The organism is Paenibacillus oryzisoli (assembly GCF_050467285.1).
Taxonomy (GTDB): Bacteria; Bacillota; Bacilli; order Paenibacillales; family NBRC-103111; genus Paenibacillus_E; species Paenibacillus_E oryzisoli_A.
Window position 1 is genome coordinate 23,076 of the sequence record NZ_JBCMUN010000005.1, and the last position, 26,509, is coordinate 49,584.

Annotated in this window: 21 protein-coding genes; 4 read left to right on the forward strand and 17 right to left on the reverse strand. The window is 51.2% G+C overall.

Annotation, left to right across the window (positions count from 1 at the left end; genetic code table 11):
• Positions 1-210 precede the first annotated feature (210 nt).
• Both ABE504_RS05905 and ABE504_RS05910 read left to right on the forward strand, forming a co-directional pair.
• Positions 211-2,478 carry a helix-turn-helix domain-containing protein gene (locus ABE504_RS05905; RefSeq protein WP_430085800.1) on the forward strand — a complete coding sequence of 756 codons (2,268 nt, stop codon included), beginning with the start codon at positions 211-213 and terminating at the stop codon, positions 2,476-2,478.
• 34 nt (positions 2,479-2,512) lie between these two features.
• Entirely contained in the window at positions 2,513-3,151 is a 639-nt protein-coding gene (locus ABE504_RS05910) for a carbohydrate-binding family 9-like protein (protein ID WP_430085802.1), read from the forward strand.
• Between the two features lie 91 nt (positions 3,152-3,242).
• Here ABE504_RS05910 and ABE504_RS05915 read toward each other — a convergent pair whose 3' ends face one another.
• The 10 genes from ABE504_RS05915 to ABE504_RS05960 form a co-directional block, all read right to left on the reverse strand.
• Positions 3,243-3,755 (reverse strand): acyl-CoA thioesterase, encoded by a 513-nt coding sequence (locus tag ABE504_RS05915; RefSeq protein WP_430085805.1) that lies wholly within the window; start codon positions 3,753-3,755, stop codon positions 3,243-3,245.
• A 114-nt stretch (positions 3,756-3,869) separates the two neighbouring features.
• Positions 3,870-5,513 carry a protein kinase domain-containing protein gene (locus tag ABE504_RS05920; protein WP_430085808.1) on the reverse strand — a complete coding sequence of 548 codons (1,644 nt, stop codon included), beginning with the start codon at positions 5,511-5,513 and terminating at the stop codon, positions 3,870-3,872.
• A 94-nt stretch (positions 5,514-5,607) separates the two neighbouring features.
• Positions 5,608-6,645 (reverse strand): SAM-dependent methyltransferase, encoded by a 1,038-nt coding sequence (locus ABE504_RS05925; protein WP_430085810.1) that lies wholly within the window; start codon positions 6,643-6,645, stop codon positions 5,608-5,610.
• An 18-nt stretch (positions 6,646-6,663) separates the two neighbouring features.
• Complete coding sequence (locus tag ABE504_RS05930) at positions 6,664-7,428, reverse strand: ABC transporter ATP-binding protein (protein WP_430085813.1); 765 nt, start codon at positions 7,426-7,428, stop codon at positions 6,664-6,666.
• Between the two features lie 19 nt (positions 7,429-7,447).
• Positions 7,448-7,798 (reverse strand): cyclic-phosphate processing receiver domain-containing protein, encoded by a 351-nt coding sequence (locus ABE504_RS05935; RefSeq protein ID WP_430085816.1) that lies wholly within the window; start codon positions 7,796-7,798, stop codon positions 7,448-7,450.
• Positions 7,795-8,637, reverse strand: coding sequence for a deoxyribonuclease IV (locus ABE504_RS05940; RefSeq protein ID WP_430085819.1), 843 nt, complete (start codon positions 8,635-8,637; stop codon positions 7,795-7,797). The genes ABE504_RS05935 and ABE504_RS05940 overlap by 4 nt, the downstream gene beginning before the upstream one ends.
• Positions 8,638-8,652: 15 nt before the next feature.
• On the reverse strand, positions 8,653-9,456 hold the full coding sequence (locus ABE504_RS05945; protein ID WP_430085822.1) for an Fpg/Nei family DNA glycosylase: 804 nt from the start codon (positions 9,454-9,456) through the stop codon (positions 8,653-8,655).
• A gap of 63 nt (positions 9,457-9,519) precedes the next feature.
• Entirely contained in the window at positions 9,520-10,914 is a 1,395-nt protein-coding gene (locus ABE504_RS05950; protein WP_430085824.1) for a ribonuclease H-like domain-containing protein, read from the reverse strand.
• Positions 10,911-13,199 (reverse strand): DEAD/DEAH box helicase, encoded by a 2,289-nt coding sequence (locus ABE504_RS05955; RefSeq protein WP_430085827.1) that lies wholly within the window; start codon positions 13,197-13,199, stop codon positions 10,911-10,913. The genes ABE504_RS05950 and ABE504_RS05955 overlap by 4 nt, the downstream gene beginning before the upstream one ends.
• A gap of 62 nt (positions 13,200-13,261) precedes the next feature.
• A complete protein-coding gene (locus tag ABE504_RS05960; protein WP_430085830.1) occupies positions 13,262-13,477 on the reverse strand; it encodes a hypothetical protein in 216 nt (71 codons plus the stop codon).
• 162 nt (positions 13,478-13,639) lie between these two features.
• Between ABE504_RS05960 and ABE504_RS05965 the strand changes: the two genes are divergently transcribed.
• Positions 13,640-14,233, forward strand: coding sequence for a nitroreductase family protein (locus tag ABE504_RS05965; protein WP_430085833.1), 594 nt, complete (start codon positions 13,640-13,642; stop codon positions 14,231-14,233).
• A gap of 69 nt (positions 14,234-14,302) precedes the next feature.
• On the opposite strand, the gene pilO is transcribed toward ABE504_RS05965, so the two are convergent.
• From pilO to ABE504_RS06000, 7 genes are all read right to left on the reverse strand, one after another.
• A complete protein-coding gene (pilO, locus tag ABE504_RS05970; RefSeq protein ID WP_430085836.1) occupies positions 14,303-14,914 on the reverse strand; it encodes a type 4a pilus biogenesis protein PilO in 612 nt (203 codons plus the stop codon).
• Complete coding sequence (gene pilM, locus ABE504_RS05975) at positions 14,898-16,478, reverse strand: pilus assembly protein PilM (protein WP_430085839.1); 1,581 nt, start codon at positions 16,476-16,478, stop codon at positions 14,898-14,900. The genes pilO and pilM overlap by 17 nt, the downstream gene beginning before the upstream one ends.
• A gap of 15 nt (positions 16,479-16,493) precedes the next feature.
• Positions 16,494-17,252 carry a prepilin peptidase gene (locus ABE504_RS05980; RefSeq protein ID WP_430085842.1) on the reverse strand — a complete coding sequence of 253 codons (759 nt, stop codon included), beginning with the start codon at positions 17,250-17,252 and terminating at the stop codon, positions 16,494-16,496.
• A 92-nt stretch (positions 17,253-17,344) separates the two neighbouring features.
• Positions 17,345-17,809, reverse strand: coding sequence for a type II secretion system protein (locus ABE504_RS05985; protein ID WP_430085845.1), 465 nt, complete (start codon positions 17,807-17,809; stop codon positions 17,345-17,347).
• Positions 17,810-17,831: 22 nt separating this feature from the next.
• On the reverse strand, positions 17,832-19,040 hold the full coding sequence (locus ABE504_RS05990; protein ID WP_430085848.1) for a type II secretion system F family protein: 1,209 nt from the start codon (positions 19,038-19,040) through the stop codon (positions 17,832-17,834).
• Positions 19,040-20,071, reverse strand: a complete 1,032-nt coding sequence (locus tag ABE504_RS05995) for a type IV pilus twitching motility protein PilT (protein ID WP_430087398.1) — start codon at positions 20,069-20,071, stop codon at positions 19,040-19,042. The genes ABE504_RS05990 and ABE504_RS05995 overlap by 1 nt, the downstream gene beginning before the upstream one ends.
• A 41-nt stretch (positions 20,072-20,112) precedes the next feature.
• Complete coding sequence (locus tag ABE504_RS06000; protein WP_430085850.1) at positions 20,113-21,777, reverse strand: GspE/PulE family protein; 1,665 nt, start codon at positions 21,775-21,777, stop codon at positions 20,113-20,115.
• Positions 21,778-22,050: 273 nt separating this feature from the next.
• On the opposite strand from ABE504_RS06000, the gene ABE504_RS06005 reads away from it, so the two are divergent.
• Positions 22,051-26,508, forward strand: a complete 4,458-nt coding sequence (locus tag ABE504_RS06005; protein WP_430085851.1) for a DUF5057 domain-containing protein — start codon at positions 22,051-22,053, stop codon at positions 26,506-26,508.
• Position 26,509 lies beyond the last annotated feature (1 nt).

The window sequence follows — 26,509 nt, forward strand, 5'->3', positions numbered from 1 at the left end:
GACGGCGCCTATGCCACCGGGCTTTATAAGCGTCATTATAAGCAGCCCGCTTCCGAAAAATAAATCTTCACTTTTGACAGGGGACGTGCAGTTTATTGGTTTAGCAAGTAAAGTGTGTATGAATAAGAAGAAATGAATATTGTTCCGTTATCCTGCGCTGCCGTAGTATAGTAATAAGAAATTGACATCAGAGAATGGGGAGTCTAATGAATGCGGGGATGGAAGCGATTCAGTTGGAGAACCAATTCCTTGTTCGCCAAGTTAATGATCAGTTTTCTCGTTGTCATTGCTGTGCTGGCCGTTTTCAATTTCGCATCGTTTCTTTTCTTGAAATCGAAAATCCACCAGGAGATTGTCAAGTACAACGAGTCCAATCTGAAGCATACGGTTGAACAATATGAGAATCATTTTAGGCTTGCTAGGGAATCGATTATCTCTTTGAATCAGGACGAGATGCTGATCGCAAATTTGAATCTGCTGCGGAATGTCAAAGCGTCCAACGGATACGATCGCATGAACAACGTTTTGTCCGTGCTCAAGGTGCTGATCGCCAACCCGTTTCTTTCTTTTGAGAACATCATGCTGAATTTCAAGAACGATGCTTATGTGCTCGAGAAGGAAGGGACTAGCAAATCTGGGGAAATGTTCGCCAAATATTATGCCAGCAGCGATTATTCACCGGAGTTTTGGCTGCGTCAGTTCGACGAACCGTATACGTTCCGGCTGCTCCCAGCGTCTGAATTTACGGAAGTATCGGCGAATATTCGGAAAAACAAGGGGTATCTGCTTCCGGCCGTCATCAAACTGATGCCGTATAAAGATGTGTATTTCATCATCATGCTTAATTCCAGCAAAATGTTCAGTGCCTATCATTACTCCGAGGATTCGGACTTCTACATCTTTAATGAAACGGGCAGCCTGATTTTCAGCTCAACCACCGACATGAACAAGCAGCCTAAGCATGCCTTCAATGGGGAAAGCGGGCGGTTTACCGAAAACAACCAGTATTATTTCTACCAAAAAGGCAGCCAGACCGGCTTGACCTATGTAAGCGTCGTTCCGATTACAAGCATCTCCAATCAGTTAATGCAGCTGAATATTTTGTTCATTTCCCTGCTCCTTGTCGTTATCGTACTGAGCATTATGACGTCGATCGGACTGACCATGCGTTTGGATCGGCCGATCAAAAAAATCATCGAAGCGGTGCAGCAGCGCCATTCGGTCATGCCAGCGAGCAGCCATGTGCGCGAATTCGATATGATCAGCGAGAAAATGAGCAGCATTCTCCGTACGAACGACCAGATGACGGAGGATTTGGACAAGAAGAAAGACCTGCTGCGCTATTACGCCTATACGAATAAGCTGCGAAATATCCACATGAGCTTGGCCGAGCTGCGGGAGCTGGTCGTGGCCGACACTCCTTTCGTGCTGGTGCTGTACCAATTGACCATGAAAGAAAAATTCGCCGAGCTGGATTCCGAGCTCGATAAAGCGGTCTATTTTATCCGGGAGTATATCAATATCTTTTTGTCCCAAGCTTATAGCGATACGATTACGTTCCAAATGGACAAAGATACCGTGCTTTCTCTCCTTTTCAGTCCGGATGACGCAGTGGGGTTGGAAGAAGTTCTGGAGCAACTGCTTCAGGTGCTTGACGTGGATCGGGATCTATTTTTCCTGACAGTGGCCGTTAGTCCGGTTTATCCGAATTCCGGCCATTTGATTGCAGCCTACGAATACGCGTCCTCCATGTTAATTCAGCGGAAGCTGGATGATGAGACGCAATTCATCCGTACGTATCGCTCAACCAAAGGCCCTGTCCACTTAACCGTGCTGGAGGAGGAGGAGTTCCACACCCGGTTTATGTCCGGCAGCGAACAGGCGGTGTTGGACTGGGTCAGCCGCCAACTGCATACCCTCCATAAGCGCGAAGCGTCTGTAGAGGAGTTCAAGCGGTTCGCCAAAGAAATCGCCAATCTCCTTAACAAATCGCTGATGAAGCTGAATCTGCACCGGGAACAGGGCGAGCTGCCTTTGTCCGCGTTGGAGAGGCTGAATACATTCTACAGCGTCGACCAGTACATTCAATGGTTCAAGCAGCAATTGTCCCCCGCTATGGAGCAGGTGAATCGTAAGCAATCGGATCATGATCCAATGACTCATTTTATATTGGAATATTTGGATCAGCATCTGGATCAGGACATTACGCTCGACATTATGGCCGATAAGTTGAATATTACACCCGGCTACTTATCCACCTATTTTAAGGAAAAAACGGGTCTGAACTTCAGCGATTATTTGAACGGCCTGCGCATCCAGCGTGCGAAAGAACTGCTGCACAACCTGGAGCTGAAAGTTCAGGAAATCTCCATCAAGATCGGCTACCAGAACGTCAATTCATTCATTCGCATGTTCAAACGCTACTCCGGCATTACGCCAGGAGAGTACCGCAAAAAGTATGGTGCACAGAAGTCATAATCATTTGCTAATGAAATGCCAAGGAGGAACCGTTATGTCCCGTTCTCATTATCGGGTTGCCCGTTTAGAGCCTGATTGTCCCGATCCCTGGGATCGCATCCAGGCATTATCTATCGCTCATTACCTATGGCTGGATAATGGCTGCACGCCAGAGGTGAGTGTCAAGCTTTATTACACGTCTGAGCGTCTGTATCTGCAGTATACGGTTTACGAAGATGACCCCAAGATTCAGTATCATGCAATGAACGATCCGGTCTGCAAAGACAGCTGTGTGGAATTTTTCTTCCAGCCGCTGCCTGAATCCGACCCTCGCTATTTGAACTTCGAGCTGAATGCAGCGGGCACTTTGATGTTAAAAATAGGACACGATCGACATGACCGGACGGCGCTGCCGAATGCAACGCCGGGCCTCTTTGACATCCACGCGGCCACTGGATGCTTCGATCCGACTTCTGCCTCTTCTTACTGGCAGTTGGCGTTTTCCATCCCGTTCGGTTGGCTGCAGACGATTTTTCCAGACTTTAGAATTGAATCCGGCCGCAAGTTTCGGGGCAACTTCTATAAATGCGGCGATACGACGCCCACTCCCCACTATGGAAGTTGGCATCGCGTGACCTCGCCTGTACCGGATTTTCACCGGAGCTGCGATTTCGGCGATTTGGAGCTTGGTTAGATCAGCTAGCATGCGGCTCGAAGCCGGCAACGAGAAAACGAAAACCGTCAAGGAGCGATCCCTTGACGGTTTTTTCACAGGCATTGATTATTTATTCCCACGGATATTTCATCGTAAAATGGCTCGCGAGCTTCCTACTTTCTTCCCGCCGAATGCGGCGCATTTCCGCACGGGCCGGCGCAGATTCATGCAGTTTGATCTCTTCTTCCGTTTCCGGCACAACCTCCGGCACCTCGACAGGCTTCTTGTTCTCATCCAGCGCAACGAACGTCAGGAAGGAGGTCGCCGCGATTTTTCTCGCTCCTGTTTTCAGATCCTCCGTCATAACCTTCACGAACACTTCCATTGAACTCTTGCCTGTCCACGTTACGAACGACTCCAAACTGACCGAATCAGTCGTATGAATGGGATACAGAAAGTCAACGGAGTCCGTGGAAGCGGTCACGACCGAGCGCCGGCAGTGCTTGTGCGCCGCGATCGACGCAATGTCATCGATATAAGACATCAATTTGCCGCCGAACAGCGTGTTGTGATTGTTCACATCCGTCGGAAAAACACGCGATGTTTTAAAGCATCTGGACTCGCGTGATAATCGTTTCTCCATATCTAAGCCCCCGATCTTATTTCAGATAAAAATATGGAATAGCATACCACATTTTAGGTCAAATGGGGTAATGCCGACAAGTCGAATCGGCGAGTTGTCCGTTCAAACCAGCGACTAAGCGCGCTTCCGAAACCAGGACAGCCAGCTTCTACCTTCTCGCTTATCGCCTAGATGCGCCACCTGCTCCGCAGAAAACAGCGATTGCAGCAGCGGTGATAATCGCAAATGCAGCAGCTTGCGCACCTCAGGCACATCCTGCACACAGTCACCCCGCCAAACAGCTCGACTGATCAGTTCGCGTGAAATTTGCGGCAATACGCTCACGGATGCCCAAGGGAGCGAGGCCAGCCAATCTTTTGCCCCTTGCCCCGTGACTTCGCCGTTTACCACAACATGCACTTGTTTCCCTTGCTTGGCATAGGCTTCGAATTGCGTCAACAACGTTCGCGAACTTGGCCGGTTGCACTTGCTCGGGGAGGCGTCTACCACAACAACCAGATGATCCGCGCTGTGGCACAGTTCCTGAACAGATGGATGCTGCCAAGACGTCGAAACGTCCCAGATGACGACTGGCTTTTTGATCATGTGGAGCAGTTTGTAGCTATCTGCCGCTTGCCAGTCGCCCTCCCCGCCATCGGGATGGCTTGGCACCCATGTCGTTTGCCCTTGCACCCACGGCGTATGTGCGGCTGTATTTGAGCTTTTCACCAGTCTGGCTGGAAATGCATACGGCTTCGGCGCTCGCTCATCCCCATACAACAGCATGTACAAATCGGACTCAAGCGTCGGCTGCTCCACATAGGCATTTCGCATGCCCAACGCATGGCAAAGACGAGCAAGCGAGATCGCGGTAAACGTCGAGCCGCTGCCTGCAAATAACCCACCAACGACGATCAGTTGATCAGATTGATTTTTGGTTTCTGTATAAAGAATTCGTGTAAACGAAGTCGTGTCCGGGAGCAGATGGCGAAGTCTTAGCTTCACTTCCATCGCAGATTGACAGCGAAGCTCAGGACGTTCCTGAAGCAAATCGTCAATCAAAGAGATGAGGGATTCAGGGAGGTCCGCTTGCAGCTGCCGAATTGATGTTTTGGTAAGCGCCGGATAGCAGCCGCCGGATAGCAAGTAATACATCATAGCGCCTAATGTATAAAGGTCTGTACGTACATCCGTTTGTTGGTTCATATACTGCTCCGGTGCCGCAAAACCAAGCGTGCCCATCTGGATCGTATCGGAAGATTGACCAGGTTTATATTGTCTCGCCACGCCGAAGTCAATGAGACGAACTTGGCCATGCGTGCCCAGCATCACATTGGAAGGTTTGAGATCGCGGTAAATAATGCCTTGAGGCTGGAACGTATGCAGATAGTGAAAAATGTCACAAAGTTGCAGCGCTATCTGCACAACCTGATTGAACGGGAGGCGCTGCCCCGCTTCATCAAATACGTGTTGAAGCGTCTGCCCCTGGATATAATCCATGACCAGACAGCCGTTGCCTTCTTCCGAGATAAAAAAGTCGACAAGCTGTGGGAGCTGGGCATGCTGCAGCTGCACCAGCATTGCGGCCTCTTCCATGAAAGCAGGCCCGTCCCGCTCAGACAGCGGCACTTCCTTCACCGCCCACATCTTTCCTTTCAGCTTCGTATCCTCCGCTAAAAACACCCGGCTCATTCCGCCTTGCCCCAGTAAGGAAATCAGACGGTAGCGCCCGCCAAGCACCTCGCCGAAACGCGGGTGACTTTCATTTGGCTTCGTCAAATGAACAAAACCTCCTTGCTGTATCAAGTTAAGTATCCCTTAAGCTTGATTATACGAGGAGGTTTTCTTTCTGTACATCATTTATTTCCAAAACTTATAACTTTTGCAAATATAGCGTCAGTTCTTCCCGATTGTGAAACAGCTGCTTCGCTTTGAGCAGGAACAACGAAGGCTCTAAAATGCGCAAAATATCCCGCACCGTCTGGAACGGCTTCTTGTGCATAAGTTTCACAGTAATAATCGCCGTGCCGCCGCTTTGCAGCGCATATAGCAGATCGGCCACCAAGCGCCCCATTTGGCGCGGGTCCCAACTCATGTCGCAGACAAGCAGATCGAACTCATCAGTGCGAAGCTTCACGTCGCCGGCATTTTTCTTCAAAATAGTCAGCTTCGGATGGCCTTGCAGCTTCGGACTCATGGCAGCCGGGTCAATCGCCGTTACTTTAAGCCCGCGTTCGAGCAGCAAAGATGTCCAGCCCCCGGGCGCAGCCCCAACGTCAAGCGCGGTTCTGGCGACGCTGAAATCAATGCCGAAGCGCTGCTCCGCTTCCAGCAGCTTGAATTTGGCCCGGGAAATCTGGTCTTCCTCTTTCATAAAACGGATGGCGCCGCCCGACCAGTCGGACAAATTGTCCGCAGGCCTAGATATGCCGATGTAGAGCGTTTTGGCGCCGATGTAAACCGATATGATCTTGTCGGCGTAACGCACGACGGGCTCAGCTCCAAGCTCACCGGCAATCACCTCGTCCAGCGCCGCTTTCATAGCGAAAGGGGCATACGGAAGCTGCGCGCGATCGTCCTTGCGGATCTGCACGGCAATTTTCTCGTGAGCGTGAGCTAGCCCCGCGGCATGAGCTTCGCGAAGCCAAGCCTGAACCTGTGTCAGATCCTCGACAGAGCTCGTATGCTCCCAGGACTGATGAACCGGCTGCAGATGCCTTAGAAAAATCGGCTCCTGATCAAGCAGCGTAGCAAGCGCATCTTCCGTTTCGGGCGGGACTTGGAAACAGAACACCTCTGTCGGCACGATCAGCGAAAATTTGGCCGCAGGAAACAATTTGCGAATCTCATCCTGCGCGTACTGCGCGAACCCGTGATTCGAGGTTCCGATAAACGTAGTCAATACAGTCATAAACGCATCCTTTGCAACTTAAAGTACTTTAATCCAGGGCCGATCCTGGAACCATTCGATAGAAACGGACACACCAAAAGCTTTCAGCAAGTTCTCCGGCGTGAGCACGTCTTCCTTCCGACCTGAGGCAATCAGCTCGCCTTGCTCAATAATGGCAACATGGGTGAATAAGGGCATAATTTCTTCGATATGATGGGTCACGTAGACGACCGTAATCTGCTGCTGGCTGAGCTCGTTCACATCGGTCAGGAACTTTTCTCTTTCGTACAAGTCCAGCCCTGCCGCAGGCTCGTCCAAAATCAGGATAGACGGCGTCATCATGAGCGAGCGCGCCAGCATCACTTTTTTACGCTCCCCTTGCGAAAGACTGCCCAGCGGCTGATCCGCCAAATGCGGGATACGCACGTGCTTGAGCATATCGAGCGCCTTATCCTTCACCTCTTGCGGAATATCCTGATAAAACCGCAAAAAGGCATATTCCCCCGTCGCCACCACTTCCTGCACAGGGTCGCTCAGGTTGAGCTTTTCGAACAGGGATTGGGAAATATAACCGATTTTTTTGCGGACTTCCCTCACATCGCATTGACCGAAGCGGTTGCCAAGCACCGTGACGCTTCCACGGCTCGGAAACTCGTAGCCGTTCATCAACTCGAGCAGCGTCGTTTTGCCCGAACCGTTGCGGCCGAGTATTACCCAGTGTTGACCGGATTCGATTTGTAAATTCACATCATTTAAAATATGTCGTTCACCACGAATATAATGAATGCCGGATAGTTGAATCATGGGTGCTTCCTTTCGAGTATCAGTTAGTCTTATAGCGGCCATGCGCAATTTCCAGCAGCAGCTCGTCGGGCATTTTGTGCGGGAAAATCGCCATACCTTCAGGCTTCGCCTCGTTCAGCAGGCGGAACATTTCCTTGCAGGCCCACGGACTGGACGTATGGATATAGACCGTTTGCGGAAATTTGCGCGTCTGCACGAGCCATTCCGCCACATCCATCCCGGTCTGCTTCGTCATCCAGCCCAAATCGTGATCGAGCGATAAAATATCGACCTCGCAGTCCTCCAGCAAAGCAATGCATTCAACCGCATCGCGCGCCAAAACAAAGCCCGAGGGGCAAGGCCGCGAATCATCCAGATAGACATGGATCATGGTCCGATTCTCCTTTCCGCAAGTTGGTGAACGAGCCTGATTTCCGCTTGATGCGTTCCGTCCGGATCGGGCTCCGTCTCCAGCACAATCGGAATATCGCGAACATAAGGCGAAGCCAGCAGTTCTTTAAAGTAAGACAGACCAATCTGACCTTGGCCGATTTTGGCATGACGATCCCGGCGCGAGCCCAGAGGATGCACCGAATCGTTCAAATGAATGGCTCCCAGATGCGGCCAATATTCCAGCTGCGCTCCCTTCGCCTCAAGCTCCGCCCAATCGGTCCCCGCCCACAATCGCGAAGCGAACGCATGGCACGTATCGAGGCAGAAGCCGATCATCTCCGGATGCTGGCAGTTGCGGCGAACCATCACCATTTCTTCCATCGTGAGCCCAAGCTGTGCGCCTTCGCCCGCCTGATTCTCCAGGAGGATCAGCGAAGAGCCGCTGTAATCTCGCGTCACGCTATTTAAACATTGTATTATATTTTTATACCCTTGTAACGGGTCTTTTCCGTGATATTTGCCAAAATGCACCACAAGGCCGTTGGAACCGCAGCCTGAAGCAATATCGAGAGCATTCAGCAGCAGCGCTGCCATCGCCTCCCGTTCCTGCTCATCGACGGCTGGATTCAGCCCGTAAGGGGCATGACCGATGGAAACCAACCCATGCTCGCGGGCATACGCTGCGCAGGCTTCCGTTTCTTTGGGAGAAACAGCTTTTAACGCTAGACTGCGCGGATTCATGGGAAAATATTGAAAGGCATTGGCCCCCTCGGCAAGCGCGGATTTAGCCGCATTGAGATAGCTGCCTTTCGTTCGGACGTGCGCTCCGATGTACATACGCCCCGCCTCCTCTCACGACTGGCAGTTCGCACAGTAGAAGCATTTGCGGCTGGAAAGCTCCGTGAACACGATCGGCTGGCTGCAGCGAACGCAGGGCTCGCCTTCTCTGTCATAGACGCGGCATTTCGGGTCAAATCCGCCCGTCAATCCGTCACCGACGAACAGCGGATTCGCCATATAACCGCCATATTGAATGGCTTCACGCAGCACCGAACCCATCGCTTCAAACAGACGAAGCTGTTCCTCATCCGAAAGCGAAGGCAGCGTTCGCGTTGGCAGCAGACCAGCGACAAAGCAGATTTCATCCGAATAACAATTCCCGATGCCCGACAAGAAACTTTGCTCCGTCAGCGCAACCTTCAGGTTCGATCGCTTGCTCCGCAGCACTTGCTGAAACTGGGCAAAGTCAAGTGTGAACGGCTCGGGGCCAAGCTTTTGCAGATCATCTTCGACTTCCGCCTGCGAATGCAGATGCAAATAACCCAGCCGCAGCCCGATAAAATACAAATGCTCCCCATTAAAGTGGAGCGTAACTTGAAACGTCCGATCCGGCTTCTCCGCATCCGTGCCGTAGAACATCCAACCGCCTAGCATCAGATGCAGCACCAGGATCTGCTCCGAGCTGAGGTGAAACAGCAAATGCTTCGCCCTCCGCTCCAGGCGCAGGACGCGCGTCCCCGTCACGGCGCGAATAAACGCCTCAGGCTCCACATTCAGCGTCTTCGGTCTCGTCACCTCTGCGCCAGTGATGGTCTTTCCCTGGATACACCTAGACAACTGCTGACGATACGTTTCCATTTCAGGTAGTTCAGGCATGTCAATCGATCGCTCCTGCCGTTTTTTCTACCTTGTATGTCCATTTCGCCCGGGAAGTAAACGCTAGATCAAGCCTTCACTTGCGTAAATCGGCTTAGGCGTCCGCTTCTTGCGAAGCGAATGAGTTGCGGGAGCTTCTTGCCCATACCGCGCCGCTGGCTTCGCCGACTTGGCAGGGGACGGACGCTTCATTTTCTCATTCAAGCGGTCAATACGCTTCTCCCACGCTCTCTCGCGGTCCTCCTCTTTGCGGTCCTGCCTGCGCAGCAGTTGACGGCGTCTCAGCCTGCTCCAGGCAGCTTCCGCATACTCCAGCGCAATCCCGATCTGCTTCTCGCGGTGCTCATAGTGCATAGCCAGCTCCACATACGCTTCCAGTTCTTCAGTCATACTGCCCTGCTGCAGCCGAATGGCGTGGTTCCACAACGCGACTGCGCGGGTATAGTCCCCGTGTTTCTTGAACGTCTGCGCGAGCTGCAGCAGCGTCGACATGTCACCTTCCGCCCAGCGCTCGTCCGTCCCCCTATGAAGCAATCTCTCGTGCAGCGAGTCAAAATAGTACGCCGCCCGTTCCCCTCGCTCCATCTTCTCGAGCCAGGAGCCTGTCCGGTAATGCTCCTCGAGATCCAGCCCCGCGCCTACCGCAGCACTATCCGACTCCGCTCCTTGCAGTAGTTTGCCAAAATGAATCGCCAAAGCGGCGAGCGTCACCAAATCATGCTCGTTGTGCACGAACACGCCCGACAGCACCCTCGGATCTTTCTCCGCCAAATATTGAAAATACAGCGTCGGCGCCAGCGATCCGGGCACGTCGTCTACACGGTCGAAGCCAAGGCGGCTCTCCTCTACCTTGCTCAGCCGGCAGGACGGCAGCGAATTGCGCCACAGGCTTCGCGAAGCATATAACAGATCCAGCTGCAGCAGCTGGTCATCGTTCAATTGCAACCGGTTCAGGACGTACCGGTTCTTCAAGATCGGCCAGTCAAACGTCCGGCCGTTATAAGAAACCACGTGCGTAAACCGGGGAAGCAGTTCCTGCACGTACACGAGCATCGCGTGTTCTTCCGCCGGGTTGCGGATGAGTAGCTGCTCCACCATGAGCTGCTCGCCGGTATAATAGCCGATGCCGACCATGAACGGCACGTTGCCTGCTCCGACGCCGAGTCCGGTCGTCTCCGTATCGAAGAAGAGCAGCGCTTCGTGCCGGACGACGGCGTCGCGGTCGTGAAAGGCGGACAGCTGTGGCGCCACATCGGCAAGCTCGCGCAGCCGATAATGGCCGTGCACGCTGTCCGTGCCGTACACCCGGCGCCGCATGACGAACGAGCCCGCAGGGCTCGTATGGATATGGGCGTCGAGCGGGGCCCATTCGCCGCCGGCCTCCGGCGCCGGCGGCGGTGCTGGCGGAGCCGCCGAGGTGCCCTTGAGGCGGCCCAGTCTTTCGCGGAGCCCGCTCATCGGGCGGCTCCTTCGAGCTGCGACAGCAGCTCCAGGGCGAGCTGCTTGCCCAGCAGGCCGACCTCTTCGATCGGCCCGACGCAGGCCGGGCAGCCGCTGAGGCAGCCGCAGCTCGTGATCAGGCTGCGCGCCTGGTCCATCAGCTTGCCGTGCACATCGTACAGCCGATCGCTCAGCCCTACGCCGCCCGGATAGCGGTCGTAGAAAAACACGGTCGGCAGCTTGTTATGCACGGCGCGCACTTGCGGCACGACCCGAATGTCCATCGGGTCGCACATCAAATAAAGCGGCGCGAGATGCGCCAGCACGTTCGCGATGCCGAGCAGCGCGTGCTGCACGTCGTTCGCGCTTTTGCCCTCGGTCATGGCTTCGTCGAACGTAAACCAATACGAGCTCGTATGCAGCTCCTCCTCTGGTAGTCGGATGGGCCCGGAGCCGATGTTCTCGTGCGTGCGCAAACGGATTTTCTTAAAAATCGTCGGCTGCGCATTCACTGTGACCTCGCCTAGCTGACGCAGCAAGCCGCCGGTGCGGCCTTCTTTGTTCACATGCAGCACTTTAAGCTGCACAGCCATCGACGCGTCGGTAAAATAATCAACCTCCACCTGGCGAACGTAAGCCTTTTTCTCTTCATAATCCAACTTTTCCACTTGGAATTGAACGCCTTCGTGGATGTAGATCGCTTCTTCATGAATCAGCGTCGGCGCGCTGAATCGGTCGCACTCGCCAATGACGCGCGCGCCGTTCGTCATATCAATAATGACAAAATTCTCCTGCGCCGCCGAGCGCAAGGAAATGTTATGCGCAGGGAACGACTGCTCCATCCAGTACCAGCGTTCGCCGACCTGATGCAGCACCTGCTCTTCCGTCAAATATTCCAGCACATCGGTGAGCGACTCCTCCCCGAACTTCTCATTCGCCTCGAACGGCAGCTCATACGCCGCACACTTCACATGATCCACGAGGATGATCAGGTTATCGGGATGAATGCGCGCCTGCTCCGGCGGGCGCTCGAAGAAATAGCGCGGATTCTGGATCAAATACTGATCCAGCGGATTCGAGCTCGCGACGAGAATCGTCAGCGAGGTCTCCTGCCGCCGTCCGGCACGCCCGGACTGCTGCCAGGTGCTGGCTATCGTGCCGGGATAGCCGTTGAGCACGCACGCTTGCAGCTGGCCGATGTCGATGCCCAGCTCCAGCGCGTTCGTGCTGACGACGCCGCGGATTTCCCCGCTGCGTAAACCCCGTTCAATCTCCCGGCGAAGCTTCGGGAGGTACCCGCCGCGGTAGCCGCGGATCGATTTGCTGCCCAGCTCGTGTGCCACGATCTCCTGGAGATAAGTCAGCAAAATCTCCACGCGCACGCGGCTGCGGGCAAACACAATCGTCTGAATGCCGCTGCGCAGCAGCTTTCCGGCGAGCTTCCGCGTCTCGAGCACGGAGCTTTTGCGAATGCCGAGCTGCTGATTCACGACCGGCGGATTATAGAATACGAAGTGCTTCTCACCGGCGGGAGAACCGTTGTTGTCGACGAGCGATACCCGCTCGCCGATCAAGCGCTCCGCGTGCTCCTTCGGGTTGTCGATCGTCGCCGACGCACAAATAAACTGCGGATTCGAGCCGTAGAATCGGCAAATTCTTTTTAACCGCCGGATGACATTCGCCACGTGGCTGCCAAAAACCCCGCGATACGAATGCACCTCGTCGATCACGATATATTTTAAATTCTCAAACAGCTTTACCCACTTCGTATGATGAGGCAGAATGGCGGAATGCAGCATATCCGGGTTCGTCACCACAATGTGCCCACTATTGCGGATCGCTTGGCGCACCGTCGGCGGCGTGTCGCCGTCATACGTATGCGTCTTGATGTCGACGCCCATGAAATCGACCATTTCTTGCAGCTCCGCCACTTGGTCCTGAGCCAAAGCCTTGGTTGGAAACATATAAAGCGCCCGCGCAGCATCGTTTTCCAAAACCTGTTGCAGCACCGGCAAATTGTAGCACAACGTCTTCCCCGAAGCCGTCGGCGTCACCGTGACTACATGGTTGCCCGCCGCTGCCTGCTGAAAAGACTCCGCTTGGTGCGTATATAACCTTTGAATACCTCTATTTTTAAGCGCAGCGCAAATACCCTCGTGCAATCCAGCCGGAAAATTCGCCAGCTTGGCTCCGCGCGGGGGTATCGTGTGCCAATACGTAACTTGCGCCATGATCTCCGAAGCTTTGCGAAGCTCATCGATCATCTCTGTCATTGAAGAAACTTTACCTGTAAAAGGATTCATCCACTCGAATCTCCTTACGAAAATGTCATTTCTTCTATTTTACAGAATATACGTTCGTACGTCTACATTAAATCGGAAGAATCGTCATAATCGTAGCGCAGGCCATCCATCACTTCACTGGTGATTTGACCATGAATCAATAAAGAGTGGTTCGCGCTTTCTCTCATTTTCGCCAGTACTTCTTGATAGTCGCGGATTCGGGGTTGCTCCCGTTCCACGTTCATCGCGGTTTTCAAAGCTCGTTCGATAATCATGACATCATGGCTGGTGATATCCATCGCTCTCGCACCCTTCCTGGTTTCATGCTCTCACGATGCTTAGTTTTTCCAGTTCACATCGCAGACATACGCCCGCACGCCGGCGGAAACTCGCCAAACTCGTATTTCTTTTTACATTCAGGTAATATTAGGAAGTAATGATTTCAAAGGAGGCTCTCCGTTATGTCCATTTCAAACGAAAACGATATTACCGCTTACCGCCAGCCGGAGCATGAAATTAACCCACAATTTCTCGAACGTTGGTCTCCCCGCTCCTTCACAAATGAAGAGATTCCCGAAGACACGCTGATGAGCCTGATCGAAGCTGCCAGATGGGCGCCATCCGGCAGCAATAATCAGCCATGGCGTTTCATTATCGCCCGGACGCCTGAACAGCGCGCCGCTTTCCATACTTTTATCGCCCCGGCCAACGTTGCCTGGTGTGAGAAGGCACCTGTTCTGCTGCTTCTGATTTCCAACACGATTACACCGCGCGGCACCCTGAATCCTAGCCACGCCTTTGATGCCGGAACCGCTTGGGGCTACTTGGCATTGGAAGCGAACAACCAAGGCTTGGTTACGCACGCGATGGGCGGCTTCGATCCGGATAAAGCCCGCGAGGTGCTGCAAATTCCGGCAGACTACGCGCTTCATGCCGTCATCGCGATCGGTCACCAGGGTCCGAAAGAAGCGCTCACCGAGCAGCTGCAGGAACGTGAAGTGCCTTCCGGCCGCCGACCGGTATCTGAATTAATTATACAGGGGAAGTTTGAGTAACCCCTCTTACGCACAAAAACACCTCGCACCTTCGGCACTGGGCCTTGGGCTCGCGAGGTGTTTCTCTTTTTAGAACGGTGAGTCCACCTTATCCACTTTGGCTTTATACGAAGGATCAAAAAACGCGGTAAAGCTGACATTCACCGAAATTTTTCGCGTCAAATCTTTCGGCAAATTGCCGTAATTCACAGTGTCCACCGTAACCAAGCGCGGAAGATTGTGCAGCTGCGTCAAAGCCGCTGTAACGTCTTGAAACGTGCCCAGCACCGACATCGTCACTTTAATTTCGCGAACATTCGGATACGCTGCTGCCTTTTTCGTACCGTCAGCCGCCTGTGCTGCCGGCGCTTTGTCGCTGACATTATAGGCAATCGAACTCATCGTCACATTCGTTTGACTTTTAATTTGGCTCAAATCCAGCGTCAACTGCTCCACATTATCCCATAAAGGCAGCGCCGCTTGCACTTCCTTCATCGAAGGGCCTGTCGTTTCCTTTTGCTTTTCAGCTACTTTCGCATTCAACAGTTGGACCTGCTTCTCCAAAGCTGTGATGTCGGCTGTCTGCTTGGTCACCTTATCGGTCGAAGGGAGCTGCACGAGAAAGTAAAAAGCGAACAATCCGAGAAAAAGCGTCACCGTTCCTGCCAGGACAGCCGTTTGCGTGTTATTTGATTTCGCCATTGGTTGTTGCCCCTTTCGCGTCCGTTGCGGTTTTCGCCGTTTCTTTGGCCGCCTCTTTCTTGAAAATCACGGAATAATTCACCATATACTGTTTCGTCCCTTGTGTGTTTGCAGTCGTTCCTGCGGCATCTGTCGCACCGCCACCCGCTGTATTAGCCCCTCCTGACGTCTCTGAGATCGATAGCAACTGCACCGACTCACCCAGGTTCAATTTCCGCAAATCAAACAAATAGCGCGCCGAATCTTCCATTCGTGCAAACAGTACCGATAGCATAATCTGCGAATCCGAGGCAAAAGCTAATGTGCTCACATGCGCATCCGCAGGCAGCGGCTTCATCAGCGTATCAACTGTCGCGACGACATCTTTGCGCGATGCTTTGGTTGCCGCAATAAATGCGGCCGGGTCCGAGGCGTTTTCGGGCTTTTTGGTCAACTTGGCTTCCGCTGCCGCACGCTGTGTGTTCAATTGAGCAATCTTCGTCGCATTCGAAGCTATTTCTTTTTTATTGGTCCAATAGGTGGTCCCGCTAAGTACCGTACAAGCCAGCCATGCAATCGCAAAAAGCATAAAAACAAAAGCTTTCACCTTCGTCTCTGTTTGACGATGTGGCAGCAGATTGATGAACGCTTGTCCTTTTTGTAGCATCGCGACCCCAATCGAGGTTCTAAAGGCATTTGCCTGATGAGCTTTCGATTTACTTGTCGTTAGCAGATCGAAGTTAATCGCCTCGACGCTGATTTCCGTAAGTGCTTGCTGCAGTTCATTCACCAGTTGGACGCGGCTTTCGTTCGCCCCTGTCACCAGAATTTGCGAAATACGGCTGTTGCCTTCCTGAATGCTGTACTGGTAAAAGCTCAACATTCTCGAAATTTCGGCGATAATTTCCCCGATCTGATCCGCAGACAGCTTCTCTTCCTGATTGTCCGCGTATTCCATCAGCGTAATCGTACGCATGAAAATCGGATTGCCTTTTTGCAGCATATACACTTCCAGCGAGCCCGGCTCCAAAGAAATCAGCATCGTTTCTTCGAACGAAGCCTCCTGCATCGATGCGATCGCCCTTGTGAGCGCCGTCGCCGAGATTTCAGCCGCTTTGACATGCACACCCGCCGCCTCAAAAAGACTCACATAACTCGCAATCAACTTCTTCGGCGCCGCAAATACGAGCACTTGCGTACTTTCCTGATCCTGCCCCACCTTCACGAAATCATAGATCGGATCCTCGAAAGGCAAATGCAGCGCGGTCTCCACCTCAAGATCCACCAATTGTCGCAGCTCTGTCGCTTTGATGCTCGGGATTTTCATTTTGCGGATAATGATCTGAGAGGTCGGGATCGCAATCGTCGCCGCCCATCCCCTCAACTTCTCAGCTTTCACCCAATCCTTCACTTGGAGACCCAGCACGTCGGCATTCATGATATGATCTTCAATAATGATTCCGGGGGCAATCGGCATAAAGCCGCTTTTTCCGATCTCCCACTGCTTTTTCTTTTTGACGGAGACGTATCGAACGCCCGTAGGATCAATGGTAATCCCGATTCGTTTTTTTCCAAAGCCGAGCATCATGATCACATCCCGCTATCCAAGTAAATTCAGGTATACCTGTATCAGATCCGATCCATAGCCATAGGCAATCAGTACCCCCACCGCCAAATAAGGCCCGAATGGAATCGGTTGTTTTCGTTTGATCATGCCGCTGAGCAGCAGAACGCCTCCTAGCAGACTCCCCAGCAAGCATGCCAGGACAAAAGCAATCAGAATATGTGACCACCCCAGCACGATTCCGCAGACAAATAGCAGCTTCGCATCGCCCATCCCCATGCCGCCGCGCGTCACGAGTGCGATGAGCACAATGATGCCGCAGCCGAGCACCGCTCCTAACGCATAACTCCACCACACTTGGTTACCAGGCACGAAGAAGCGCAGAAGGATCACGATTGGCAAAAAGAAGAGCAGCACTTGATTCGGAATTCGCATAAATTTTAAATCAGAGATAGTAATGATTACTAATAGACTGACGAGTGTAAGGCCTACGATCGTTTCTGAGCTTATGCTGTATGTTGCATACACCCATAGGAATAAAAGACCTGTCACCAGCTCCCCAATCGGGTAGAGAATGGAGACTTTGGACTGACAATGCCGACACTTTCCCCGGCTAAAAAGGTAAGAAAACACGGGGACGAGGTCCTTTGTTTTCAGTTGCGTTCCGCACGACGGGCATGCCGATGGCGGTTTGACGATGGATTGTTTGGCTGGCACGCGAAGCGCCACGACGTTGTAGAATGAACCGAGGACAAGGCCAAGGATGAAAACATAACAAGCGATGAGTGCATTCATGGTTTGGGGCCGCTTTCTGAGATTTTAAAAAAGGAATCGGAATGGACCGATTCCTTTTTGATGTAAGATTAATCGCTAGTACCTTTTCCTATTTATGGAGCAGTTACCTCAGTTGGAGCTGAACTGCTAGAACCAGCAACAACTGCAGTTGAAGGTAAAGAAAACGTTTTTGTACCAGCGGTAATTGTAACATTACCTGACAATTTACCATCAGTGTAATTCAATGTTCCCGCTGTGATCGTAGCTTTTGTGCTCGGATACACAATTCCAGTATCGAGGAATTTCTCAGATATTAATGTCGCAACACTTACTGATCCAGTCCCAGTACTTGGAACGTTGACAGTTGACGATCCGGCAGCTATATATAATTGAGCAGCATTATATATCTGATTGAACGCCGCTACATCCGCATCCTTCTTCGACTTATCAATTACCCCCAAAATATAAGGCACCGCAATCGCCGCAATAACCGCCAAGATCACGATAACCGCCAAGAGCTCAATCAACGTAAAGCCTTTCTCTTCCTTTTTCAAACGATTCATCATTTTTACCAGCATAATTCCATCCTCCTATGTAATCTTAACCTAAATTGCCATACATACTAAACATTGGCAGCATAATCGCTGCGACAATACCGCCAACCAGCCCCGAGAGGACTACGAGCAATAACGGCTCTAAGAGCGATTTCAACCGATCCACCGTATTCTCGACGTCCATTTCGTAGAAGTCGGCGATTTTTTCCAACATTTGATCCAATGCTCCCGTTTCCTCGCCAATTGCAATCATCTGAGTAACAAGAGGCGGAAATACCCAAGCGTGCTTCAACGGCTCGGATAACGGATTCCCCTGCCGAAGCGAATCGGCCGATTTGCGAATAAAGCTGCCGATGACTTTGTTGTTAACGACCTCTTCCACGATCGCGAGCGACTGCAGGACAGGCACTGCGCTTGAGTAGAGCGAGGACAACGTGCGTGTCATCAGCGCGACAGAGCCTTTCAGCTTCAGCTTGCCGAAAATCGGGATTTTCAGCTTCATGTAATCAATCGCGTAGGCGCCTTTCTCGTTCCTTTTGGCAACTTGATACACAAGAACGACGGCTGCGACTACGATCAACCAAGTCACCCATTGGTGCTGAATGCTGTTGCTGACGCCCAGAACAAATCGCGTAATCCACGGCAGCTCCGCGTGAAGCGATTCAAAGGTGCTGACGAACTGCGGTACGACGGATTTTAACAAATACACAACCGCCACAATGGAAAGTCCGCCAACCGTCGCCGGGTACGTCATCGCTGACTTGATCTTCTCTTTGGTCACATGCTCTTTCTCAAAAAACTTGGCAAGCCGCTCCAGCGTCCCTTCCAAATCCCCCGTTTCTTCACCTGCGCGCACCATGTTAATAAACATAGGCGGGAAAATACGCCGGTGTTCCGCGATCGATTGCGAAAAGGATACCCCCTTCGAGATGCTCGAAGCGACATCCGTCAGGGCAACTCTCAGCGCCTTACTTTCGGTCTGCGCCGCCAAAATCCTCGTCGCCTCCACGATATTCACGCCCGCGCGGATTAACGTGGCGAATTGCCGGCAGTAGACGATGAAATGAATCGTTTTGACAGGATTGCCGATGTAAATGTCCTTTTTTAACGCACGGAACTGCTCTTCCTTCACGGAAAGAACGACGTACCCTTTCTTGCGCAGCTCCTGCACAGCCGTTGGCTTGTCTGCAGCGGATATTTTTCCTCTTAACTGCTTACCGCCGCTTCCTCTGACCTCATAGATAAAATCCGACATTACAACGCACCGCCCTCAGCCAAATAGGCTCTTGCCGCAATCGGATCGATGAGTCCTTGCTGCATCTGCTCCTTTATGGCCATTTCAAGGGTGTGCATCCCTTGGCTGCGGCCTGTTTGCATGATGCTTTTAATCTGATGAATCTTCTCCGAACGGATCAAATTGCCGATCGCCGGCGTATTAATCATGATCTCCGTTGCGCAAGTTCGCCCTTGACCGCCCGGTTTCGGGAACAGCCGCTGCGAGATGACTGCCACAAGAACGGCGGCAAGCTGCACGCGAATCTGCCCTTGTTGGTGAGCCGGAAATGCATCGATAATCCGATCAATCGTTTGCGGCGCATCCGTCGTGTGTAATGTCGCAAAAACCAAGTGACCCGTCTCCGCCGCCGTAACCGCCGCTGAAATCGTCTCCAGATCGCGCATCTCGCCGACGAGAATGACATCCGGATCTTGGCGCAGCGCCGCCCTGAGGCCGTTCGAGAACGAACGCGTATCGCTGCCCACTTCCCGCTGGTCAATAATTGACGACGCATGCGCGTGAAGAAACTCGATCGGATCTTCCAACGTCACGATATGCTTTTTTTCCTTACGATTAATGTAGTCAATCATAGCTGCCAAGGTCGAAGACTTCCCGCTTCCCGTCGGTCCTGTGACCAGCACCAAACCTTGCGGCTTGAGCGCGAGTGTGGAGATAACATGCGGAAGTTGAAGCTGTTCCAGCGATGGAATCGTTCTAGGAATCGTCCGAATCGCCACACTTACACGCCCTCGCTGACGATACGCATTGATCCGATATCTCGAACAGCCTTCCAGCTCATAGGAAAAATCCAGTTCTCCCGCCTGCTGAAAACGCTCGATCTGCTCACCGCTAAGCAAAGCTTCCGCCATTCCTCGCGTCTCTTCGGGTTGAAGCGGTTCCGCCCCGATCGGCTGCAAGGTGCCGTGAACGCGCTGCACCGGAGGAGAACCAACTGACAAATGCAAATCCGATGCTTTCGACTCGTGCGCATGCTTCAATAAACTGATCATCCGATCTAATGAATCTGACACCTTATCCACCTCCCTTCACGTTAATAAGCAACGGTTTCCCGGATAACTTCCTGCAATGTGGTGTAGCCTTGGTTCACCTTCTGAATGCCGTCGTCCATCAATTGGATGAGACCGTTCGCCTGCGCTGCTGCCCGCATTTCTTGCACGGACGCTTTATTGCTGATCAATTTGCGAAGCTCTTCATTGACCACCAAAATCTCATGGATCGCAAAACGCCCTCGATAGCCCGTCCGGTTACAGTTGCCACAGCCCGTTCCTTTGTGAAGCCTGTCGACATGAATCCCTTTATTGCGCATAAAAAACTGCTCCTGCTCCGTAGGCGTATACGCGACCTTGCATTCCGGGCAAATCCGCCGCACCAACCGCTGTGCCACTACACCGATTAGGGAGGAAGCAATTAAGTAAGGCTCGACGCCCATATCGCGAAAACGAGTAATGGTGCTGACCGAATCGTTTGTATGCAAAGTGGATAAAACGAGATGCCCCGTGAGCGATGCCCGGATAGCAATTTCCGCCGTTTCGGAGTCCCGGATTTCCCCGACCATGACGATGTTAGGATCCTGCCGCAAAATCGAGCGCAGCCCCGCCGCAAACGTTAAGCCGATTGTCGGGTTAACATGCACCTGGTTAATCCCCTGCAGCTGATACTCGACCGGGTCTTCAATCGTGATGATGTTGGCATTTTCCTGATTCAGATGATTCAAAGCGGAGTACAACGTTGTCGTTTTCCCGCTTCCTGTCGGTCCCGTAATGAGCAAAATCCCGTAAGGCTGCTCAATCATATCCCGGAACACATGCAAGTTGTGCTCATTCAGGCCCAATTGCTCAATCGGCTTGACGCCTGTCGAAAGATCGAGCAGCCGGAGCACGATTTTCTCCCCGTGAATGGTTGGCAAGGAAGCTACCCGAATATCGACTTGCTTGAAGTCGACCTGCATTTTGATGCGTCCGTCCTGAGGAAGGCGACGCTCCGCGATGTTCAGCTTGGCCATAATTTTCAGCCTCGCTGTTATAAAGCCCTGCATCTGCTTCGGGATGACCCGCTCCGTCCGGAGATGTCCATCAACGCGATACCGTATCATCACATTCGACTCTCCAGGGTCGACGTGGATGTCGGATACTCGAAGTTGAACCGCCTGTTGAATCATTTGATTCACGAGCCGAACAATCGGCGAATCTTCATCGGTAATTTCCGTCTCTTTGATGTCTTCGGTCGTGGGCATATCCGTCATCATCTGGCTCATGGAATCTTGAAGTCCATAGTGACGTGCAATTGCGCGCTGCAGTTCATCACGGCTTGTAATCGCCGGCTCGATCCTATAGCCTGTGCTCATCCGCATTTCTTCAATGGCAAAATAGTCCAGCGGATCCGCCATAGCGACCATCAGCTTGCCGCCCTCTTTATGCAGCGGGATGGCTTGATAGCGTCTGGCCATGCTTTCCGGAATGATTTTGGTAATCTCCGGGTCGATCTGATATTTAAATAAGCTGACATGCGGAATCCCGAGTTGAAACTCCAGTACCTCAATTAACTGCTGTTCGGTAATATACCCTTGTGTAATAAGCAGATCGCCGAGCTTCTGTTTTGTTTTCCGCTGCTCCTGAAGCGCTTCTTGAAGTTGAGCCTCCGCAATAATTCCGCTTTCGACTAACAAATCCCCTAGTCTTTTTCTCACTAGCGCCATACGCGTTCAGCTCCGATAACATAATTAAAAGTAGGTATAAATACCCATATGTTCCATTGGAATTATACTACATAGGATACATTTCGTATATATTTTCTTGAAAACTTTTGAAAGTCCTCCTTTTTTCGCTCTATGACTGTGACAATTTATTTATTCCTTTTCCAAAAATATAAATATTTTTCGATTTTATGTGCATAAACTGTATGCTTTCACGACGAAAAAGTAGTAAAATAGTCTCATATAAATGTATATACAGAAAAGGGAGGAGAGATTATGTTGTCAAGTGCCTTTAGAAAAATCAGTATGGTTCTAATCGCCACGTTACTAGCCTCACTGTTCAGTCTAGCTGGTACCCCGTTAACGCCTCGCGCATTGGCAGCCAGTGGAGACAGCGTTACCGTTGCGCTTAAGGCATCGAATGGGAAGTACGTGTCAGCGGGGCAGGACGGCGACTCAAATTTGAGAGCAAATGCTGACGAGCTCTGGTTCGGAGAATTATTTGATCTTATTGAGCAAGGTGACGGGACTTATGCACTGAAGTCGAGGGCGAACGGAAAGTATGTTAGTGTTGGGAATAACCAGAATTCTTCCCTCCTTGCATCAGAATCAGCCGTATCCTCGAACAAACAAAAATTCAACAAAGTAGAAAATAATGACGGAACGATCTCCTTGGAATCTAAATCTTACGACTTCCTTAGAGTACAGGATAATTCAACACTTCAACCAAGCCGAGATACCAATGATGCATCCGCCAAATTTACACTGACCTATTTCGATCTCACGAAGCCGCTCAAGATTCTCGAGATTAAAGACTTGGATAAACCGTCCAGCGGCGACACAGATACCATCGTATCCGATCTGAAAAACCTGCTCGGCACGAACAATAGTCTCAAGCTTGAGACGATTTCAATCAAAACGTTCGCTGCTCTTCGCGATGAGCTCGACGGAAAATACGATGCCATTTATTTTGGCAAAAGCTTGTTCAATCCGACATCCGAGACTGGCAACAATCATAACACCCGTTACAAAGAGAACGATATTACACAATTGAAAGCGACCGAAATTAAGGACAAATACATAACCAAGGGTTTGCCGGTGATTTATTATAGTGACAGCTCCAAAAAACGTGGTCCGCTGTATCAAGGATATCTCGATAGCAGCAGCACATATCAGCCTAAAACGGGGAACTTATTCTCACTCTTCAATACGTCCAAGTCATTGAGTAATGTCATCTCCGTAAACCAGACACAGATTGATTCACTAAGTGCTTTTTTGGGGCAAACGCACTTACTGACCGCAGCCAATGTCCGGCCGCAGCTTAACCTGACAGGTCAACCGACCGATTACTCAGTCAGCGCGAATCGCAATTCTTCTTACTCGCCAGGCGACACGCTCACCTACACGTTCAACGTGTCCAACGTGCGTAACCTGGAGCAGCGAAATCTGGTAGCCAACCTTTACTTAGGTGTAGACAGTGTTTTGAAATTTCAGGCATCGAATCTGGTTCAATCCAAGGCTGTGACCTCGCTCAAAAACAACACCATCAGCTTCACCTTGCCTAAAGGCTACTCCGGCTTGTATTACTGGCGGCTGGAGCTTGTAGATACGACTAGCACCGGCAAGCTCAAGGATGCGGTATCGGGCGTGTTCCGGTTTAAGGATCAGCCACCAACAATCAATGTGTTACAGGTGCTTCCGAACTCAACAAACAGCAAGAGCTCGCTGAAAGATTCATCCAACATGAATCAAAGCTATCTAAGCACCAACGATTACAAAATTAACATCACGGTAATGGACTTCACTACGTTCAACTCCACAGAATACAGTCAGCTGAACAGTAAGTATGACATGGTCATTTTCGGGTTCAACGACTCGTATAACGGCACGGCCAATATATCGGAGACAGCGGCAGCTGCGGTACAATCGTACATCGGCACCGGACAAGGCGTCATGTTTACGCATGATACCGTGTATCAAGGCAATCAGACTTGGATCAAGTATTTTCAAACTGCAACCGGGCAACTCAGCCCGATGACCAATATGGGTCTCAATGCACCGAATACATCCACTTCGACGGTGAAAGTGAATGAAGGTTTGTTGACCCAGTTCCCTTTTTACATTAGCGAAATGACACCACAAGTCGCGACGACGCATGATCAGTATTTCCGACTTGATCTGAACGATCCGACGATTATTCCGTGGTACAACATCAACGGTTCCGCACGCGACATTCAAGATAGTTGGAACCATTACTACACATATTCCAAAGGCAATGTAACTTACTCCGGTACGGGACACAACTTCGTCGGAACAAGCCGAAACAGCGCTTTCCCGGATTGGGAGCAGCAGCTTTTCATCAACACGATGTATCGCGCGTTTATCGGTTCCAATCATAAGCCGACGCTGGACATCTTGTCACCTGCTCCGTTCGACAGCACGAGCAAAAACTATATTTCGGCGAACAGCCCGATTTCGGTTTCTTTTAAACCGGATGATCTGGATTTGAATGATAAAAAAGTCATTTCTAACGTCAAGTTCACTTATACAAACAGTGTTGGGCAATCCAAAACAGATACCATGCTTGCGGATACAGAAACGAACAAAGGTGAAACCATTACTCGTTCGTTCACCAATCCCCTAGCAACCAGTGGTGGTGACTTAACAATTACCGTTACGACGCGAGATGCATCGGGTGCCATGGAAACGAAATCCGTAGCTGTCAAAGTTATTACTTCGACAACGCTGACACCTGAGCGAACAATTTCGACAGAAAAAATTGAAGTCGGTCAGCCCGTGACGGTCAACTACACGATCAAACCACTTGCCAAGCCGTATAGCGCGGCTACAAATGTTGATGATCTGAAAATTACAGGGTTGCATTTCAAAGAAGTTCTGCCTGCGAATTTGGAAATTACATCGAAGCCTGATTGGCTTACCATTACAGGATCAACAGCCACAGGATTCACATTAGAAGGCAATATTACCAATATTCCCTATCGGATATCTGGCAATCAATTTATTGCCGACAATTCAACATTTAGCGTCGTCGTGAAACCGACCTCCAGCGGGGACTATTCGCTATCGAATGCGAATCTATCGTATATTGACTTCGCAACCAAAGAGAATAACAACGTCCTATTTTCCAATACAGTGTTTACAGCTTTTATTAAAGTGACAAGCTTAACCTTGAACAACATGACCATTGCAAAAGGCGATACGACCAAGTTAATCCCTATCATTGCACCGGCAAATGCAACCTATCGGAAGAACGAAGATTTAACTTGGACGACTAGCGATTCGACAACGGTATCCGTCGATGCCAGCGGTCAAATTACCGGTTTGAAGGCAGGAACCGCCACGATTACCGCGAGAACGACTGATGGCAGCGGATTGGTGGCAACTTCCCTTGTTTCCGTGATTGAGCAAGGCCTGAACATTACTGGTCCTTCTCTGGTAGCCGTTGGCACCACCATTGACCTGACTGCCGCTCTCGTATCTGACAATGTGAATGAAAAAATAACTTCCGTGAGTTGGTCATCATCAGACACATCCATTGCCGGCTTTACAGTGGATAATGCGATTAAAGGCACATTGTACGGCGTACGTAAAGGAACGGTTACCGTTACTGCGAACGTACTGACCGATAAAGGCCGCAGCTATGCTAAAACCTACACAGTCAGCGTATTCATTCCTGTAAGCTCTGTCTCAATTGCCGATCAGCAGATCCGCGTTGGGGAAACCGTTCAAGTGACCCCTTCCTATGCGCCCGCAGACGCAGATTTCCCGCATTTCGCTTGGGAATCGAGCCGGCAAGATATCGCATCCGTTGATATGAACGGAAAGGTAACCGGCAAAGCCGCTGGAGAGACGGATTTGATCGTACGCGCGACGGATGGCTCGAACGCCACTAACACAGCTCATGTGACGGTCATGCAGCCGTCACTCGTCATAGACACGCCGAGTTTTGTGTCCGTTGGCGGCAAAATTACGCTGAAAGCCATTCTGACCACGGTCAATGAATCCGTAGACAGTATCGACTGGACTCCTGACAACCGTGATAAAGCATACTGGGCGGAAGATGGCAGCATGCAGCGCATTGTGACCGGTCTCGCACCCGGAACCGTAAATGGTACAGTGACGGTTAAGACGACCGCAGGCAACGAGTACACAGCCAATTTCAGCTTTTTGGTCAGATTTGTGCCGATTGATTCTATCACGCTGAATGACAAGTCGATTCGCGTGGGCGAGACCTATACATTGTCACCTACCATTTTGCCCGACAGCGCCAGCAACAAAAGTCTCGCTTGGCAATCGCATAATGAAGCTATTGTCACCGTTAATGCTGATGGTGTCATCACTGGTAAATCTTCTGGAACGGCCACTATTTTCGGAACTGCAACGGACGGAAGTGGCAAATCAGCTTCATCGACCATTACCGTTTATCAGATTTATTTAGGACTTCCTGATAAAATTGACTTGACCAAAGGTGAAAGTAAAAATCTTCTCGATCGGTTAACGGTTACGCCTGAGAGCAGAGAAGATGAAGTACTCCCTTACTTAACTTGGCAAAGCTCTAATCCAGGCATTCTCAATCCGAATGATATCTCGAACGGTATTGCCACAGGCAATGAAATCGGCTCTACGACGGTCACCGTCAAAGACTCCAGATATCCTGAAACTTCCGCTAGCATTACAGTTACCGTCAAGTCCAAAGGCAAGAATTTGTATTAAA

Bases quoted from the DNA above. Each gene is read 5' to 3' on its own strand.
- ABE504_RS05905 (WP_430085800.1), top strand. From the start codon at position 211: ATGCGGGGATGGAAGCGATTCAGTTGGAGAACCAATTCCTTGTTCGCC.
- ABE504_RS05910 (WP_430085802.1), top strand. From the start codon at position 2,513: ATGTCCCGTTCTCATTATCGGGTTGCCCGTTTAGAGCCTGATTGTCCC.
- ABE504_RS05915 (WP_430085805.1), bottom strand. From the start codon at position 3,755: ATGGAGAAACGATTATCACGCGAGTCCAGATGCTTTAAAACATCGCGT.
- ABE504_RS05925 (WP_430085810.1), bottom strand. From the start codon at position 6,645: ATGACTGTATTGACTACGTTTATCGGAACCTCGAATCACGGGTTCGCG.
- ABE504_RS05930 (WP_430085813.1), bottom strand. From the start codon at position 7,428: ATGATTCAACTATCCGGCATTCATTATATTCGTGGTGAACGACATATT.
- ABE504_RS05935 (WP_430085816.1), bottom strand. From the start codon at position 7,798: ATGATCCATGTCTATCTGGATGATTCGCGGCCTTGCCCCTCGGGCTTT.
- ABE504_RS05940 (WP_430085819.1), bottom strand. From the start codon at position 8,637: ATGTACATCGGAGCGCACGTCCGAACGAAAGGCAGCTATCTCAATGCG.
- ABE504_RS05945 (WP_430085822.1), bottom strand. From the start codon at position 9,456: ATGCCTGAACTACCTGAAATGGAAACGTATCGTCAGCAGTTGTCTAGG.
- ABE504_RS05950 (WP_430085824.1), bottom strand. From the start codon at position 10,914: ATGAGCGGGCTCCGCGAAAGACTGGGCCGCCTCAAGGGCACCTCGGCG.
- ABE504_RS05955 (WP_430085827.1), bottom strand. From the start codon at position 13,199: ATGAATCCTTTTACAGGTAAAGTTTCTTCAATGACAGAGATGATCGAT.
- ABE504_RS05960 (WP_430085830.1), bottom strand. From the start codon at position 13,477: ATGGATATCACCAGCCATGATGTCATGATTATCGAACGAGCTTTGAAA.
- ABE504_RS05965 (WP_430085833.1), top strand. From the start codon at position 13,640: ATGTCCATTTCAAACGAAAACGATATTACCGCTTACCGCCAGCCGGAG.
- pilO (WP_430085836.1), bottom strand. From the start codon at position 14,914: ATGGCGAAATCAAATAACACGCAAACGGCTGTCCTGGCAGGAACGGTG.
- pilM (WP_430085839.1), bottom strand. From the start codon at position 16,478: ATGCTCGGCTTTGGAAAAAAACGAATCGGGATTACCATTGATCCTACG.
- ABE504_RS05980 (WP_430085842.1), bottom strand. From the start codon at position 17,252: ATGAATGCACTCATCGCTTGTTATGTTTTCATCCTTGGCCTTGTCCTC.
- ABE504_RS05985 (WP_430085845.1), bottom strand. From the start codon at position 17,809: ATGCTGGTAAAAATGATGAATCGTTTGAAAAAGGAAGAGAAAGGCTTT.
- ABE504_RS05990 (WP_430085848.1), bottom strand. From the start codon at position 19,040: ATGTCGGATTTTATCTATGAGGTCAGAGGAAGCGGCGGTAAGCAGTTA.
- ABE504_RS05995 (WP_430087398.1), bottom strand. From the start codon at position 20,071: ATGATCAGTTTATTGAAGCATGCGCACGAGTCGAAAGCATCGGATTTG.
- ABE504_RS06000 (WP_430085850.1), bottom strand. From the start codon at position 21,777: ATGGCGCTAGTGAGAAAAAGACTAGGGGATTTGTTAGTCGAAAGCGGA.
- ABE504_RS06005 (WP_430085851.1), top strand. From the start codon at position 22,051: ATGTTGTCAAGTGCCTTTAGAAAAATCAGTATGGTTCTAATCGCCACG.